General features: G+C 52.2%; 10 protein-coding genes. 3 read left to right on the top strand and 7 right to left on the bottom strand.

Features of this window, described 5'->3' with window-relative positions; translation table 11 throughout:
• The first annotated feature begins 225 nt into the window (after positions 1-225).
• Both QEH53_RS17025 and lnt read left to right on the top strand, forming a co-directional pair.
• Entirely contained in the window at positions 226-2,661 is a 2,436-nt protein-coding gene (locus tag QEH53_RS17025) for a hypothetical protein (RefSeq protein ID WP_309024413.1), read from the top strand.
• 130 nt (positions 2,662-2,791) lie between these two features.
• Entirely contained in the window at positions 2,792-4,387 is a 1,596-nt protein-coding gene (lnt, locus tag QEH53_RS17020) for an apolipoprotein N-acyltransferase (RefSeq protein ID WP_309024412.1), read from the top strand.
• Between the two features lie 28 nt (positions 4,388-4,415).
• Here the strand turns inward: lnt and QEH53_RS17015 are convergent, their stop codons facing one another.
• Complete coding sequence (locus QEH53_RS17015) at positions 4,416-5,699, bottom strand: glutamate-5-semialdehyde dehydrogenase (RefSeq protein WP_309024411.1); 1,284 nt, start codon at positions 5,697-5,699, stop codon at positions 4,416-4,418.
• Positions 5,700-5,860: 161 nt separating this feature from the next.
• Between QEH53_RS17015 and QEH53_RS17010 the strand changes: the two genes are divergently transcribed.
• Positions 5,861-6,064: a hypothetical protein gene (locus QEH53_RS17010; RefSeq protein WP_309024410.1), complete on the top strand. Its 204-nt coding sequence runs from the start codon at positions 5,861-5,863 to the stop codon at positions 6,062-6,064.
• Between the two features lie 48 nt (positions 6,065-6,112).
• Here QEH53_RS17010 and QEH53_RS17005 read toward each other — a convergent pair whose 3' ends face one another.
• The 6 genes from QEH53_RS17005 to QEH53_RS16980 all read right to left on the bottom strand — a co-directional run bounded on the left by QEH53_RS17005 (position 6,113) and on the right by QEH53_RS16980 (position 17,011).
• On the bottom strand, positions 6,113-6,433 hold the full coding sequence (locus QEH53_RS17005; RefSeq protein ID WP_309024409.1) for a VanZ family protein: 321 nt from the start codon (positions 6,431-6,433) through the stop codon (positions 6,113-6,115).
• A 174-nt stretch (positions 6,434-6,607) separates the two neighbouring features.
• Positions 6,608-10,006, bottom strand: coding sequence for an ATP-binding protein (locus tag QEH53_RS17000; protein ID WP_309024408.1), 3,399 nt, complete (start codon positions 10,004-10,006; stop codon positions 6,608-6,610).
• A gap of 29 nt (positions 10,007-10,035) precedes the next feature.
• Positions 10,036-11,562 (bottom strand): carboxypeptidase M32, encoded by a 1,527-nt coding sequence (locus QEH53_RS16995; RefSeq protein WP_309024407.1) that lies wholly within the window; start codon positions 11,560-11,562, stop codon positions 10,036-10,038.
• A gap of 39 nt (positions 11,563-11,601) precedes the next feature.
• Positions 11,602-12,243 carry a hypothetical protein gene (locus QEH53_RS16990; protein WP_309024406.1) on the bottom strand — a complete coding sequence of 214 codons (642 nt, stop codon included), beginning with the start codon at positions 12,241-12,243 and terminating at the stop codon, positions 11,602-11,604.
• A gap of 38 nt (positions 12,244-12,281) precedes the next feature.
• Positions 12,282-15,644 carry a HAMP domain-containing sensor histidine kinase gene (locus QEH53_RS16985; protein WP_309024405.1) on the bottom strand — a complete coding sequence of 1,121 codons (3,363 nt, stop codon included), beginning with the start codon at positions 15,642-15,644 and terminating at the stop codon, positions 12,282-12,284.
• An 80-nt stretch (positions 15,645-15,724) separates the two neighbouring features.
• Positions 15,725-17,011: an NAD(P)/FAD-dependent oxidoreductase gene (locus tag QEH53_RS16980; RefSeq protein ID WP_309024404.1), complete on the bottom strand. Its 1,287-nt coding sequence runs from the start codon at positions 17,009-17,011 to the stop codon at positions 15,725-15,727.
• Positions 17,012-17,243 lie beyond the last annotated feature (232 nt).

The following is a 17,243-nucleotide window of genomic DNA, read 5'->3' as shown; positions in this document are numbered from 1 at the left end:
GCTGGGCTCTCCGGCGCTGCTGTTCTCGAACGCCGGGCAGGAGGGAGGCGAGCGATGAGGCTGCACCGCGTAGCGGCTTGCTCCGCGATTGCTCTTACTCGTTGCCCTTCAGCTTTTAGCGAGATCGCTGGCGCGCTGTGTTTTATTGACGGAGCGAATCGATTGGAGGATGGTTCGCGGTGTTTTTTTGGCTAGGGTGTCGTCGCCGTTGATCGATCAAGTATTATGGTATTCTTCAATCGGATTTCGAAGCATTGGTGGGTAATCGTCGCAGCTGTTATGCTCGCCTTAGCCATTCGTAGCCATGGGCTTAGAATCGCTCACCTGGAGCATGTATCCAATTTGGCTGGGGGCATGGAGATCGCTCAGGACGCCGATTCTCCGACTGGATATGAGTACGGCTTCCGCAAGTTGATCGTACCTCAGCGTAACTTGGACGCGTTTCAAAATGTGGTTCATGTGCAAGAAATGTTGGACTCTGGCGATTGGCTGTTGAAGCAGAGCGACTTTGATAATGCACCGAATGGCAGGCCCGTTCGCACCTCTTCACTCTATCGTTGGTGGTTGAGCGGCATTGCAGGGGGAGTTCAGATATTTTCCGATACATCGACTGGTCTTTCAGTGGAGAGGGCGGCTCTTTATGCTGATCCTGTTTTACAGCTAGCGGTCGTTTTAGTTGGGGCTTTTTTCATAGCGCGTCGATTTGGAAGCTTTGCGGCGGTTTTGTTTTCGGTGGGGGCAGTTTGTTTTTTTCCTTTGGGAGGTTCGTTTGCTCCAGGCCAACCCGGTGCCTCCTCGTTGCTTTCGCTCTTTTTGATGATGAGCGTTCTACTGCTGTTGTGCGGAGCATCGCTCTGGGATGAGAATTCAGTCGGGCAAGAATCGCATCGGAGTGTGCGCCGTTATTTCCTTTTTTCCGGGATAGCTGGAGGCTTTGCGATGTGGACAGGTGTTTCGGGCGGAATTCCAGTGCTCGCAGGTGTCTTCCTCTCTGCTTTGCTAATGGGAGTCTTGAAGAACAAGGTTGCTGCAAGCTCTGGTGCCTCTATCGGGACAGTTTTGCCTTGGCGTATTTGGGCAATAGGAGGGAGTTCGGTTGTTTTTGGTTCTTGGTTGATCGAGCGTTCTTCTGAAATGCTGAGCTCCAACGCTTGGCTTAGCGACTTCGTGAATCCGCTTTTTGCGTTCGCTTGGTTAGGGGCTGGCGAGTTGCTCCAAAGTTTGAATACAGGAGAAAAGAGGAGCAAAAGTAGACTTTTAGTACTTCTTCTGTCTGGATTAGCGATACTTGGAGTGACCTGTAGTATCCTTTTTGATGGCCGTCCGGACGCTTGGAGCGTTGACGTAGTCAGCTCTAATTTGACGAGACTCTCTGTTGATCCAGGTGTCGAAGGCTTTGGGGAGATTGGAGGCGTCGATGGGGGTCGCTCTTTGTTATTCGCCCTATGCGTTCCTCTACTCTTGCTGGTGATAGGGGCGTTAGCCGTTTTTCGATCGAAAGGTTCTGCTCGTGCTTTGAGCCCTCTGATTCTTGCCATGGGCCCGGCGGCGGCGGCACTCTGTTGTGCGTTTCTTGATCTCGGATGGTGGAGCTTGCTGCACGTGCAGTTGCTGCTGGTAGCGGTTGCAGTTTTTTCTATCGCGCCTTTGCAAGCGGTTTGGAAATGGAGCGTGGGGGGTGTTGTTTTGTTCTCCTCTGCTTTAGGGGTGGTTTTTGTGGTGCCGAGTTCAAGCGCAAAAGCGATCCAGACGGTTGAGCCGGCTGAGTTGGAACTACTGATCGAACGTCATTTGGGACAATGGTTGGCGCGCCGCTCAGTCAAGGAAGGCTCCGTTGCATTGGCTCCTCCTGAAGTATCGGTATCGCTCGCCTTTTATGGCGGTCTGAGGGGAATTGGAACACCGTATCCAGAAAATGAAGATGGATTTAGCGCTTCCGTTCGGATTTGTGCGGCTACGACTCCAGACGAGGCAAGAGCCCTTGCTGAAAGTCGCCAGCTGGAGTTCATCGTTCATCCGTCTTGGGATACATTCCTTGAAGACTATGCCCTATTAGGAGGGAATCAACCTGAACACTCTTTCATCGCGTTGCTGAATCGATGGATGCCTCCTCGTTGGCTCGAACTTGTTTCCTTTCAGGTGCCGCTGGTGGATGGTTTTGAGGATGATTGGGTTAACATTTTCCGGGTGGTCGACGTTCAGGATAATGCGAGTGCTCTAGGCCGGCTTGTTGAGTTTTTCTTGGACACTGGACGTGGAGGGCATGCGGTGGAAGCCAGTAAGGCGTTGGCGAACTCTTTTCCCGATGATATTGTCACGCATTTGATCTCTGCTGAGATCTCCGCCGCCTTTGGGCGTCGCGAGTCCTTCGCGCAGGACGTAGGTGAACTTCTTGCTTACATCGAAAATGGTAAGGCTGAATATCTGGACTGGGATTTGAGGCTGAGTATGTCCTTGTTGCTCGCCGGAGCTAAGCAGGTCGGGGCAGCGAAGGAGCAGCTCGAAAGAGTGCTGGATGAGGCAGATATTGAGAAGGTCCAGCGTTTGTCGGCGGGTTCTCTGAATGGCATGCTGAGGTTAGCCGAAGCGTTACGGTTGGAATTTCCTGACGCGTCTGTTGAGAGCTATGCCGAAACCTTGCTTCCTGCGGGAGGGAAGTAGAACGGCTCGTTTCGGTGAGAAGCTTCGTATGCCGCACTACCTGCGATGGAGTCCTTAAGTACTAGCGTCTGAATCTGAGGATTTCTATTTTGAGCTTCGCCTGAGAGCGGTATTCTCGCAGAGTCTCGACATGATCACAAAGGTCGCGGAATGGTTCGAAACGAATCGTCAAAAGTTGGCTCAAATCGTTGCTTGTATACTAACGCCGCTCTTTTACGTGGCGAGTCTTCCGCCCTATGGAGTCAATGAAGCGGCCTTCGTATTCCTAGTGCCTTTCGGGATTTGGCTGAGCTTTGGGCCAAGCTTGAAAGCTGTTTTTCTTACGAGTTTCGGAATTGGATGGAGCTCTTGGATTGTACTTATATTTTGGTTACACCACGTAACTTGGGGAGGGATGATTGCTCTTGCGGGGATCGTAGGACTTCATTTTTCCTTTTGGGCGATCGGTGTGAGTTGGCTTTCGAAGAGGGCATCTGGAGAGGGCATGTGGCGTGGGCTCGCTCCGAGCTTAGGAGCTGCGGCTTTGTGGGTGATGGTGGAACACCTTCGCACCTACATTTTCACTGGATTCCCTTGGTTGCCTCTGTCAGCTAGCCAGGTCAATGAGCCTATCATGCTGCAGAGCGCCTCGATCTTTGGTAGTTGGGTCGTTTCCTTCGCACTTGTATTGCTAAATTTTGGAATCGCGGCCTATTTGATTCGACTTGTCGAATACGCTCGAACGAAGAAAAGGGGGGTCTGTCCCGAGTTTTATTTGGCCCTGTCGTTTACGGTAGCAATCAGCTTCATGTTGCTAAGGTTGAGCTCTGGACAGCAGCGTGAAAAGGCCTTTCGAGCTGCGGTGATACAACCGAATGTTCCGCAGAACCAGAAGTGGGATCTGGCGTTTGAACGGAAGATTATAGGTGAATTGGAGCGTCAGACCTTGGCTATGAAGGCTCTCGATCCGGATGCTGCGTTTTGGCCAGAGACGGTGCTTCCGTATCCATTGAACGATGCTGGTCCGATGGAAGCTTGGAGCGCGCGACTTGCAACAGGGTTGGAGGCTCCAATTTTTGCGGGAGCGATGGGTGTCGAAGGAGAGTCTGGCAATTTGGATTGGTACAATAGCGTATTTCTAGTTAGGCCGGAATATGGCTTGTTTCCGCTATATTACTCAAAGCAGCACCTTGTTCCATTTGGCGAATACATTCCCTTGCGTGCTCTTTGGCCATGGATGGAAAAGGTGGTTCCGATCAACGGAGATATTCTACCTGGGGAAAAGTCGCAATTATTGCCATTGGATCTCGAGGATAGAACCCTGCGAGTAGGTTCCTTGGTTTGTTTTGAAGATGTATTTCCATCGCTTGCTCGCGATGCTGTGAAGGAAGGGGCAGGATTCCTGTATGTTGCAACCAATAGTGCTTGGTATGGCAAGAGCGGTGCGGCGTCCCAGCACAAGGCACACTCTGTTTTACGGGCAATAGAAACCCGTCGTCCCGTACTGCGGGTGGGCAACGATGGTTGGACGGGCTGGATCGACGAGTATGGAAGCGTGAAAGGCTCTCTCGATCCTTGGGAGCAGTCGGCGACGGTCTTCGAGATCTCTCGCGATCGTCGTTGGGTCGGTAAGCAGACCTTTTACGTAACCTATGGGGACTGGTTCGTTTGGATGTGTTGGGCAGTGTTCGGGCTTTCCGCTTGGGCGGCACCCCGCCTGGTCGACAAAAAAACGGTCACTTATTAGGTGACCGTTGGGTGAGTGAAACCGAAGTTTAAGCTTTAATCTGGCCCTTGCCGACGACCTTGTACTTGTAGCTACAAAGTTCACGTAGTCCCATCGGTCCTCGAGCGTGTAGACGATCTGTGGATATACCAATTTCTGCACCGAGTCCGAATTCGAATCCATCTGTGAAGCGAGTGCTCACGTTCCAGTAGACGGTAGACGAGTCGACCCCGTTTAGGAAAGCTGTCGCAGTTTCGGCGTCCTCAGTGATGATCGCATCGCTATGCGAGCTTCCATACTTGTTGATGAAGGCCATCGCTTCCTCTTCGTCCGCCACTACCTTGATGGAGATGATGAGGTCTAAATACTCTGTGGACCAATCCTCTTCACTCGCAGGTTCGCAGTCGATTCCTGCGTTCTCCAAAACGGTGGCTGCCTCTTCGTCAGCTTTCAGCGTGACGCCTTTTGCGACGAGCCCTCGAGCGATTTGTGGTAGGTGAAATTCCACTACGTCGCGATGTACAAGCAGATTTTCGCCCGCGTTGCAGACGGATGGGTAGTGAGTCTTGGAGTTAACAACAATGCTCTCAGCCATAGCCACATCCGCAGCCTTGTCTACGAAGAGAGTACAGATGCCGTCGTAGTGCTTGATTACTGGGATGGTCGAGTTTTCCGATACGAAGCGAATGAGGCCTTCTCCTCCCCGCGGGATGATACACTGGATTTGCTCGTTGAGCTTGAGTAGCGTATTCATTGCGGCCCGATCGGTCGTAGGAATGAGCTGTACGGCCTTTTCGGGCAATCCAGTTTCCGAGAGCGCTTTTGAAACGAGCTTGGCCAAGGCGGTGTTAGTATGGAATGCTTCTTTACCGCCGCGTAGAATGCTGGCGTTTCCGCTCTTGAGGCAGAGGATGGCACAATCGACGGTCACGTTGGGGCGAGATTCGTAGATGATACCGATCACGCCTATCGGTACGCGCACTTTTTCGATGGTGAAACCTTGGGGGTGATTATAGGTGTCAAGCGACTCGCCAACGGGATCGGGAAGTGCAGCCACTTGGCGTGCGCCTTCTATCATCCCTGAGATTCGCTTCTCATTCAACTCAAGGCGGTTTAGCATGGCCCCAGTGAGGCCAGCAGCCTTCCCAGCTTCCAAGTCCTTCTCATTCTCTGTCTGCAGGCTCGGAGCCTCTTTTTCGATGAGCTCAGCGAGGCGAAGGATGGCCTTGTTCTTCAATTCGCTCGGAACGTTTGCGAGCTTGAGGGAGGCCGCTCGTGCGTCGAGGGCGATATTCTTTACTAGGCTGGCGATGTCTGTGGCTTCTTCTATCATAACAATATGGACGAATTGAAAGTCGAGGACCCTGCGCGTATCGCTCGGATTTGTCACGTGTCTTTCTAGGAAAGCCCGTAAACGCGCTCTGTCTCAGCCAGGTTTTACCGATGCACATATGCCTTGCACAAGGCAGTTAACCGATGCATACCCAATAGCTTATGAAAAATTCTAAAGTACTTGTTTCCTTCCTCTCCCTCGTTTTTGTAGTTCTTGGACTTTCGCTTTCTGGCTGTGGACAGAAAACCGAAGAAGAGAAGGCAGTTGAGAGTCTATCAAGCCAAGCAGAGTCCGCTGCTGAGACAGCTGAGTCTGAGGCGTCCGCCCTTAAGGAAGCTGTTGAAAAAGAAGCTGCCAAGCAGTAGCCTTCGAGAGAATATTTATTCCCCATCTAGCCTGTAGTGGATTCGTCCCTACAGGCTTTTTTTGCGAAATAGGGTCGAGGTGCAGTTCCAGTTAGCGAGTTTTCTGATCTTTGGGAAAGCGGAACAGGCAACTGCAGCCAAGAGGGCTCCCACGCTATCGGCAAGCCAATCGAGCGGATCTCCTGTTCTTGCTGGATTGAAATGTTGAAGACACTCGTCCCAGAGTCCGAAGCCACTGACCAGTACGAAGCAGAAGAGCCATCTCCGCGTCCCTTCGATTCTAACTGGAAGGGCTTGAAAGACTAGAGCTGCTAGGAGGGAGTAAACGATAAAGTGATCAACTTTGTCTCGCCAGCTGAGTTCGATCATGGGGGCTGGGGAACCGCTGCGAATTGAGTAAGCTGACAGGGAAAAACAGGCTATAAGGATAGGAGCCCACCTGCGAAGGCTGGTGAACTTCCCTGTCCGATCTATTGTCTTTCGTTCTGCTACTGTCATCTGAAGCGTTAATCGGATGATCTATGCCGGACTGAAATCTGCCGCTTAACCAGGAAGGGCGATTGTGGCGGTCGCGCCCTTCGCTGGTCCTTCGCTTTCGAGCTTGAGGCTTCCTCCGATGCTCTTGAGGGCGTTGGCACTGCCGTGCAATCCGAATCCATGCCCGTCGGATTTCGTGGTGAATCCGTGCGTGAACAGCTTAGATTTACTTTCTGGGGCGATACCCGAGCCGTTGTCTGTAATTGAAATTTGAGTTTTATTCAGTTCAGCGGAGCGGCATGATAGTCTCAGCAGGCGCTGTTTTGCAGCTAGATGGGACATCGACTCCTTCGCATTCTTGATTAAATTGATGACGACATCTAGCACGAGGTGCTTGTCAGTGTACGAAACGAGATCCCAGTCGTAGTCTCTTTCAATCGTGTATGAATTTTCATAGGACTCACCTAGGGTGACGGTGAGGGCGGATTCGAGTAGTTCGGCAATGTGCACCTCCTGCTCGACTCCGACTCGTTTAGCATGGGTTTGCTGAGTGGCGACGATCATTTTTATATGGTCCACGTTTTCATGGATTTCGCGTATCCCTCGTGAGTAGGAATCGAGCTCGTTCCTCAGGGCGTCTGCCAATTGATCGAGGTAATTGGGTATCTGTTTCCCACGTTCGTCATGCTGGAAGAAGTGAGTCAGCGAGTCCTCATTCTCCTTGATCAGGGAGACGATGCTTTTGAAATTTTTCGCGCGAGACTGCTTTACCTGATTGTCGAGGTTGCTCAGCCCCGTATTCACGCTATTTAGCACATTGCCGACGCTATGGAGTACGTTATTAGCGACTTCTGCTCGCCCTGCAATTCGAGCGGTGGTCAGTAGTTTGTCCTGCGTGTCGTTAAGTTGGATCAACGCTTTGGCAAGGTCGCTCGCATTTTTCTGGATTTCCTCGGATTGGGTTTTCAACTCGTTGTTTTTGGACTCTAGTAGGTCGGCCTGGCTTTTCAGTTCGGTATTCTTGTTTTCGATTTCTCGTGTGCGATTCTTTACTTTTCTCTCCAGTTCCTGATTTCGCTTCCTCAATCTAGCAGAGTTAAACTTCGCGAAGACCTGTATCAATAGGATGAATACAATTAAGTAAACTAGAAAAGCGATGGTTGTTCGATGCAGGGGAGGCGAGATTTCTAGTGGCAATTGCACCCAAGGGCCGACCGCCCCGTTTCCTAACTTTGTCCGTGCTTTAAATGTGTAGTTTCCGGGTTGAAGATTGGTATAAGATATCGAGCTGCTCTCGCTCCACCCTTGCTCATTTTGGCTGATCGACTCGTCGGAGAACCCTTGGAGGATGAATTGGAATTCGGGTGGATTCGTGGTGTAGGTAAAATTGTTTGAAACCGTGAATCTCAGGTTATTGTGAGCGAAATTCAGAGCCAGACGTGACAGCGATTCGTTGTTTCCTAAGCTGGTAAACAGCCGGTCGTTGTCCTCGGGGTCTTCAATGGAAATAATGCGTGTATTGAAATTATCGTTACGATTTTCCAGGAGTCTCTTGTCTTTCTGGAAGTGAAAGAACTCAAATGAGGTCATGATCAGGGCGTCACCGTTGTCGAGAAATTCGATCGACTCGAAATAGGGTTCACCCATCTCGCTTAGGGAGGTTTCGTCTCGTAGATAGCTACCGTCTTCTTGCTTCCAAAAAATGAGGTTTTTGTTGTTTGCAGATATCCAGAGGTTCACCTCGGGATCAGTGAATGCTCGGCCGACTCCGAACTCATCACTTCCGACGACCGCTTGCAATTCGGCGTCCGCCGAAAATGGTTTCTGTGCGGGATCCAGCAATAGAGTCTTCTGGCCAGTGTTGAGGTGGGCAATCCCATCGTGAATCCAAAGCGACCCCCAATCATTTGGAGGTATACCGTATTCTGAAGCGAAGGATTGCAGTTGGATGCCTCCGCCCTCGAACGCCACTCGAGCAGTGCGACCGAGCCCGTACTCGATCCAAAAATAGCCATCTCGATCCTCGAACAAGCGGTTTATAAAGCCACCAGGGTTGGCGATTCTATCGACCAGACTGAGAGTCTTGCCGCTCTTCTCGTAGAGTGCTATAGAATTGCTATTGGCCCCGACGATGAAGTTTGGATGGGTTTTCGAGTGCTCGAAGCGATCGTAGGCTTCGGATTCGACAAGAAAGTCTGCAGTGCCATTCTCGAATAGGAAAATTCCGTTGTCGGCGGTGTTAAGGTATAGCCCATCGTCTGTTTGGGCAACGGACCAAATCTCGAGCTCCGAACCAGGCAGTGCATTTACGAAGTGAGAGATGCGTCCATTCTTGTCGAAGACTGCTTTGTACAAGATGTAGAAGCTGCGCACGTAAAGCTCGCCTTCGTGAAGGTGTTGGCTTGCGTAGAAAAAGCTAGGTCGAATCCGTTCGTCGATAGCTGTGAGCGGTGAGTCGAGAAGTACTTTGGCCACCGTATTATTGAACATGGCCCAGACGGTTCCGGATTTGTCGATTTCTACTGCTCGTGCGCTTTTGAATCGATAGTCAGTTTTTGGTCCTAACTCTTCGATTGTATTTCCCTCTTGGTCGAGGACTGTGATTCCGCCTCCCAGGGACGCGATGACGAGTCGATTGTCCGAAATGAGCTCGATATCGGTTGTTAGATTTTCTGAGGAGTATTCAAAAGAAGGGTACGCCTCCGAGATAGAGCTACCATCGAAACGATAAATCCCTCTCCGTTCGGAAGCCATAATCGCGCTGCCGTCTGAGTCTACAACGATGTCAGCGACAGTGATGCCGCTCGCCCCGAGGATGTTGGATACCTCGTCGAGCTTTGTTAGCTGACCATCTTGGTAGCGTAGAATGTCGTTGTTGTCGGTAAGCAAGTGATACTCTCCGTTCATTAAGAAACTGGCAGTAATCCAGGTCGACAGCACGTGGAGATCCGTTTCTCCCTTCGCTTTGTGGTAGTGGGCAAAGCTACGCTTTCCCGTCAAGTAAACTGACTCAGCGGTACTTTCGATTTTTACTATGGCTTCGCCGTTTTCGAATCCTCGATGCGGCACCAACGAATGAAATGCTGGCTCATTTAGCTCGTTAACTGTCAGCTTTCCGAAGAGGTTGAACCCCCCTGCGTATATGGATCCGTCTGGATCCCAAAGCAGTGCGGTGATCTTCTCGCTCGTGTTGCTGTTTTGGTAGACTTTATGCCAAGTTGAACCGTCGTATTGGAACACCCAATTTCGGTCTCCATAGAATATCGTGCCGTCGGCTGCAGTGGTGAGGAAAACTGCTGAAGCGCCGCTGTTGAAGTCGCGCGACGTGAATAGACTGTAATAGGGAATGCCTCTGAAATTTCGCTCGTTCGCCGAATATGCGCTTTTCGACAAGCCGAAAACGAAAGCGAGCGAGGCAACAATGTAAGATGTTATTGAATACGAAGCCGAGGTTTGCGCACGCATGGGATATCGAGAGCTTCGAGGGGTGGTGCTTATGTGTAAAGCGGGAGGTAGCGTTCCTTGAGATAGCGGATGAGCGAGTTTGGCGATAGCTCTTGACCGGTTGCTTGCTGACTTAGCTCCATGAGATGGTAGCGTGCCCCGTGGCTATGTACGTTTTCGCGTAGCCAACCGAGTAGGCGCGTGAAGTTGCCGCTGACAAAGTCATCCTCGATCCTTGGAAGTTCTTCGGCTGCAGTGTACCACAGTTGGGCAGCAAGCATATTTCCTAGGCAGTAACTCGGAAAGTAACCGAATGCACCGGCGGACCAATGCACGTCTTGCAGCACACCTTCAGCATCATTGCGGGGTTCTATTCCAAGCAATTCTTTGTATTGACTATTCCAGTACGCCGGCAAGTCCTTCACTTCTAGCTCGCCGGAAAAGAGTTTCTTCTCGATCTCGAATCGTATGATGATGTGTAGGTTGTAGGTGACTTCGTCTGAGTCGACCCGTATAGGCGTTTTTGATACAGAGTTGATGGCCAAGTAGAGGTCTTTCGAGGAGACTCCATCGAGTTGCTGGGGAAACGTCGCTCGGAACTTCGGCTCGTAGTGTTTCCAGAACGCGCGGGAGCGGCAGACTTGGTTTTCCCAGAGTCGACTTTGGGATTCGTGGGCTCCCATGCCAGCGGCTTTTCCCAGAGCATTGTGGAGCGAGTCGAGAGGGAGGCCTTGTTCGTACATTCCGTGTCCGGTTTCGTGAATGGATGAGAAGAGCGAATCGAGTGGATTGTCTTCATCGAAGCGTGTCGTCATGCGCGTGTCTGCTCCATTTCCACTGCAAAAGGGGTGTAGGGATATATCGATGCGCCCGCGTTTATAGTTGAATCCTAGCGACGCGGTCACTGTTTCGAGAAAACTCTTCTGTTCGGAGATGGGGAAGCCTTTGAAAATGTCGGTCCGAGCTTTTATGGGGGAATCTATAATTTGCTGAACGATAGGTACGAGCTCGGCCTTGAGTTCGGAGAATAGGCGTTCGATGGTTTTCGCGTCCATGCCCGGGTCGTGCAGATCGATTTGCAAGTCGTAGGGACGGTCACCCCAGCCGAGGTAGTCGGCTCCTTGCTTGGCGAGCTCGAGGTGTCGCTCGATGTAGGGTGCGTAGCTTGCGAAATCGTTATCCTTACGGGCGGTTGCCCAAGCGTGGTAAGCCTCTGAGGTAAGTCTGGCGTGCTCCTCTACGTGCTGGGCGGGGAGTTTTGTGGCTCGGTCGAAATCGATTCGTGCATCGCGGAGAATGGGGCTGACTTCGTGGGTTGAGGGCTGGGATTCGAGCTGTTCCAGAAGTTCACCAATTGCAGGATTGGTTTTGGCCTCGTGTATGACGGCGGCGATAGTCGCGTTTTGATCCTGCCGCTGATCGGCACTGCCTTCGGGGAGCATGGTTTGCTCATCCCAGCCGAGAAGGCCGGCGATGCTCTCTAGCGATAGGATTCGTTTTTGGTTTTGGGCGAGGGCTTCGAGTGGATTCATCAGAGCGGTTGGACTACGGATTTTGAAGAGTGAAAAGGCCGCCATTATTCGGCGGCCTTTGTGATGCTGGAAGCGTATTAAATCCTAGAGTTTTGGTAGCATGCTCTCGAGGCTGCCTTTTCCCATGAGCTTGAGAACTTCGTCTGCTAGCTTTTTGGCTATGGCGAGCTCGTCTGCGTACTTTGTTTGCAAGTCCTTTAGTTGCTCCATGGAGCTGGGGTTAAACTTGTTGGTTATGCTTTCCAGGTTGCCGAGGCTGGAGGCGAGTGCAGGGAGTTTCGCAGATATAGTTTCTGTGGTGTCTTCGGGCAGCTTTGACTTAACAGACTCGTATTTCTCCTTGAGGGATTCGAACTGGCTTTTCAAGGCAGCGTTGCTGGATGTGAATTGCTCTTTGAGGGCTTCTGCTTGTGCCTCAAGCTTGGCGGACATTTCTTCCTCCATCTTTTGCTTTTCGGTCGCTAGCTTGTCTTCCATTTCGGCTTTGGCGTCAGCGAGCTTGGAGTCGGACTCCTTTTTTATGGAAGCGAGACCAGAAGCTAGTTTGTCTTCCATTTTCTTTTCGGAGGCGGCTTGGTTGCTGGCGGCGGTATCCTTGGCGTCTTGGGCAGCGGCGTCTGCTGCGGCTTGTACGTCGGCTTCCGTGATTTCCTCCTTTTGGGAGCAGCCTGCTAATGCGAGCGAGCTGGCGAAGGCGAGTGAGATAATCTTAGATGTGGTAGTCATTGTAGCGAGAGAATGCGAGTTGCTTTCGGTTTATCAAATTAAATTGAGCTGGGGGTTGCTGGTGCGTTGAGAGGCAGGCTGAGCGTCGCATTCGCGCCGAGACCGACGCCTGGGCTTTCTATTTTCAGGTTGCCGCCGAGTGAGAGTGCAGCGTTGGCGGCGGAATGCAGTCCGAAGCCGTGTCCGTTTGGCTTGGTAGTGAAGCCATGTTGATAGAGTTTGTTTGTGTTATCTTGAGCTATACCAACTCCGTTATCGGCGATTTGGATGGTGATGGACTTAGCTTCAAGGTCCTCTTGCGCAGATATGCGGATGCTACCGAGCGGAGCGGCTTTTTGTTGGATGGCCTCTTGGGCGTTGGATAGGAGGTTTATGAGGATGTCCAGGAGGAGGTGCTTGTCGGTTTCGATCTGAATGTCAAAGGCGACGTCGTACTCGATTTTGGTTTGAGTTTTGCCCGAGGAGGCGGCGACGATGCTGACTGCGTCTTGGCAGAGTTGGTGGAGGCGAATGGCTGCTGGGATGTGGCTGCTTTTGGCGTGGATTTGCTGGGCTTTGACGATCTTTTTGACGTGATCGAGGTGCTCGTTGATGCGAGCCAGCTCAAGTTGGTTGGATTTAATTTCGTCGGTGAGGGATTGGGAGAGGAGACTGAGGTATTCGGGGATTTTTTTGCCTTTTGGGTCCTTTAAGAGGTACGTTTCGATATCGTGGCTGTGACTGTCGATGAGCTTGCAGAGCTTCGCGAGCTTGGTGGCGTTCGATTGGTCTGCGCGTTGGCTGAGGGTCGTCAGGTTGACGTTTATGCTGTTGAGCACGTTTCCGACATTATGCAGGACGTTGATTGCGACTTCGGCTTTGCCAGCGGTACGTGCCGTGGCGACGAGCTGGTTTTGCATGTTCTGCAGTTGGTGCAAGGTGGAGGAAAGCGCTTCAGTGGTGGCGGTGAGTTCTTCGTTCTTCTCGGCAAGGTCCTCGGCTTGGGTCGCGAGCTGGTGGTTTGTTTGGAAGAGCTCTTTAGTGCGTTGTTGGACAAGCTCCTCGAGCTGCTGGTTGTGTTTGCGTTGGGTCTGCGTCTTCAGGCGTATGATGACGAGTACGGCGAAGCTGGCGATGAGAAGGTAGAGTGCCAGCGCGAGGGGTGTTTGGTACCATGGGGTAGCAATGTATAAGTTGAGTAGCTTGGAGCTCGGGGTCGTGCCGGAAGCGTCGTTGACGTTTATGACGATGATGTGTTCACCGGGAGGGAGGTTTGAGAACTCGCGCCAGTTGGCGGAGGAAAAGGGCGTGGTTTCGGGGGATTCGTCGTTGAGGAGGATTTGGAATTGCTGGTGCTTGCTATTTTGGAAGCGAGGGTAGGAGGCGACGAGTTTAAGGGAGTTTTGCTGCACACTGAGCGTCAGGTTGGATTGTTTGTGGGGAAGATTCTGGGTTTGGTTTTTTGTGCTGGTGGTGAGGCTTAGGATTCTTGGTTCGGGAGTAGGGTAGCGTTGGCGGTTGGAAGGGGCTTTGGAGTAGAAAAGTCCGAACGACCCTCCGGCCCATGCGTTTCCGTCGGCGTCGTAGGCGAGGCATGTAGCGCGGTTGTCTACATCATTCTTGAGTATAGCGATTTCGTGAACGGTGTGAGTGGAGGGTCGGCGGAGGAAAGCGCTGCTGCGAGAGTTTACGGGGACGTAGGTTTCGTCCTGTGTCGGTCCGTATATTTGATCAAAGCCGAAGGGTGGTACTACGTCGTAAAAGCCCATTTTCGGGTCTGGAACGAAATTAGAGGTGGATGGATCCCAGATGAGGCAGGGCGTGCCGCTAAGGTAGGTTTTTTGATTGATGGAGGCCATTATGGTCCACTCACCGTTGTGATATCCGGTGAAGGTTTCCAGTTGGTAGCTTCCGCCATTTTCGTTGAGTTCGAGGCGAGCGAATTGATCGTTTCCGTAGTTGGCGAGGTAGGTGCCTTCGGAGGTTTCTGCGAGTGAATAGGCGTCAGTGGGCGGACCCTCTAGCCAGGCTTTGACGACCCAACGGTCGTTCTCACCTGCAGCGAGGAGGGCGATTCCTTCGACGGTACTTGCCAGGATCAGGTCTGGGTAGGCGCTCGGTTGGAGGAAGGTGGTGACTTTCTGGGGAGAGAGTTCGTAGACATCGCCTTGGGGACTGAGAATCGTGAGGGTGGAACCTGCGAGGAAGAGGCTGCCTTGGTGCTCGAGAAGGTCCGAAATGTTGTCTTGGTCTAACTGGTGCGTGAAGACGGGGTCGTGAGCGCGAGGGTTGGGGTGGCTGACATAGAGTCCTTCGTTGGTGCCTAGGTAGATGCGGTCTTGAAAGAAGGCGATGCTTTGAACGGAGCTATCGATTCCTTGGAAATCGTCGAAGAGGGCATTGTGGAAGTCGATTTGGAGCCGGGTGAGGCAGTTTTCCGTGGCGATCCAGAGTCCTTGTTGCGAGTCGAGTCCGATACGTTGGATGGAGTCGTCTGGGAGGTCCTGTTTGGAGTTGTAGTGAAGGGTCAGTCTTGCTTCTTCGTCGAAAAGGTAGAGGCCTTGGTTGGCGCTTGCGATAGCGAGAGAGCCGTTGGAGAGCTCGACGAGATCGATTACCTTCAAGCCGAGGGATTTTACCTGCGAGTTTCCGGTCCATTCAAAGAAGGAGGTCCCGTCGTATCCGATAACGGCATAGGTTTCAGAGAGAAGCCAAACGCCGCCTTTCGCTCGGGGCACGGATTTGAGCATCCAATCGTAATTGCCAGCTGCAGTTAGCTGCTGAGAGCTGTTTACGAGTGATTGGTTTTGCCAGTCCCAGCGGTTCAAACCTGTTTGAGTTCCGCCTAAAAGATAGAGCTCGTCCCCGATAGTGAACAGGCCGCCTGCCCAGTTTTCGAGTTCGTAGCGATTAAGTTCTCCTTCTGGTGAGATTGCTATAAGGCGATTGCCCGCGAGTCCAAAGGTGTGCCCTTTCGCGAAGGCGACGTGTTCCAGGGCAGGGAGGGCAAAAGAGTCGTAGTTTTCTCCTGCGAGTCGTTCCGGAGTAAAGCTTCCGGTCGAGTTCGGATGAACCTGATAGAATCCTCGCGAGGTGCTGAGCGTGGTTTCGCCGCTCGGGCTAATTTTTAGGTCAGTTGACCAAGGGATTTCTTCGATTTTGCCCCAGTTGGTTCCGTCGAATACGAACAAGCCGTTGATTGTAAGGACAGCAAGTTCTCCAGTTGGAAGCGTAGCGATGCTCGTAACCGTCCCGCGAACGCCAGATTCGTTCGCATAAAAGTTTTGGCTACTGGGTGACCCGTAACGGGCGATTAGGTTCGCGGCCTCGCTCGACAATTCACCACCATTAACGGATACGGCGACTGAAAGGCAGGCAACTACGAGGGTGGTGGATGCGATATTGAATCTGGGGAGAGTCACGGTATTAAGCTTAATACGTATAACTCAAACGCCTCCCGACGCAAATGCTGACTCTGGAGAATGGAGGCGTGATGCTTTCTCTAGATTGTGGTACCGGGGATGTCGGCGGAGATTGCTTGGGCGGCTAGTTTTGAAGTGGTCCAAGCGGCTTGAAAGTTGAAACCGCCGGTCACGCCGTCGATGTCCAGTACCTCGCCAGCGAAATAGAGGTTTGGCACGATGCGACTTTGCATTGTCTTGAAGTCGACTTCCTTGAGCTTGACGCCGCCGCAAGTTACAAACTCTTCTTTGTTCATGCTCTTGCCGTTGGTCTGTAGGCGGGTATTGGCGATGGACTCGACGAGTTGGTTGAGGTTCTTTTTGGGGAGTTGTGCCCACTGTGTGTCTGGCGAAATGGACACGTAGGCGAGCATTCGCTCCCAGAAGCGCCTCGGAAAATCGAAGGGGTTGAGGCTGACGAGCGCTTTGCGGGCGTTTTGTTGTTTTGAGTGCTCGAGAGCGGAGCGAATCTCGTCTGGCTTGGCGCCACCGTACCAGTTTACACTCAGCTCGCACTGGTAGTTCAGCTCGCTGAAAACACGGGCTCCCCATGCTGAAAGCTTCAGTATGCCGGGTCCGCTCAGTCCCCAATGCGTAAAGACAATGGGACCGCTTTGCTGGAGTTTAGCGGGTGGGAAGGACACTTGGACTTCAGGTAGGGAGAGCCCTTGGAGGTCTTCGAGCAGGGGATGTTTGATGTGGAAGGTAAAAAGCGAGGGAGCGAGGTCTGTGATGGTATGCCCGACACTTGTTGCAAGGGCATGGCCAGCGTTCTTCTGCCCGCCTCCGGTAGCGATGATGACGTGGCTGGCTGTGGTGGTTTCACCGTTGGTGAGGGTGATTTGAAATTTTGATGTTCTCTCTGCGGCTGTTTCATTCGACTGTATTTTGATTGCGGATACACCTGTTCTTAAATGTAGTTGAACGCCTGCTTTGGCCGCGGTTTCGGTTAGGCAGGTGATAATAGTTTGGGAGTCGTCGGTGGTGGGAAACATACGACCGTCAGCTTCGGTCTTGAGACTGACGCCCCGACTCTGGAACCAGTCGACGGTATCTCGCGGTTGCCATTTATGAAAGGCGCCGCGAAGCTCCTTGCCCCCGCGCGGGTAGTAGGTGACGAGCTCTTTCGGGTCGAAGCAGTGGTGGGTGACATTGCACCGGCCACCCCCGGAGATGGATACTTTTGTGAGCGTGCGGCGGGAGACTTCGTAGATCTGGACTTGAGCCTCGGGGTCAGCCTCAGCCATCGTTATCGCTGCAAAATAGCCAGCTGCTCCAGCACCGATGATGGCGACTGTTTTGCGGTTTTGAGGATGAGGTGAAGGCATGAAAAGAGGAGAAAACGTGTATCGGCAGAGGGAGACAAGTCTGGTTCTGTCCAATCTCGAAGGTACTTCTTTGCCCAAGTTGAGCTAGCGTTGGGAAAGGTCAGGGTGAACTTGGTCCCTTCGTTTGTCTTACTGCTAACTTCGATTCTGTTATCCTGCTTTTAGGTAGAGTCGACCATGAGGCGAGGACCTAGGTTTAACCTGTTTCGGCTTCTGCTCCGTTGTCTCCGAT

It is taken from the genome of Pelagicoccus sp. SDUM812002 (assembly GCF_031127835.1).
Classification (GTDB): domain Bacteria; phylum Verrucomicrobiota; class Verrucomicrobiia; order Opitutales; family Opitutaceae; genus Pelagicoccus.
Note: the sequence above shows the minus strand (reverse complement) of the source record. Positions and strands in the feature narration are given on the sequence as shown.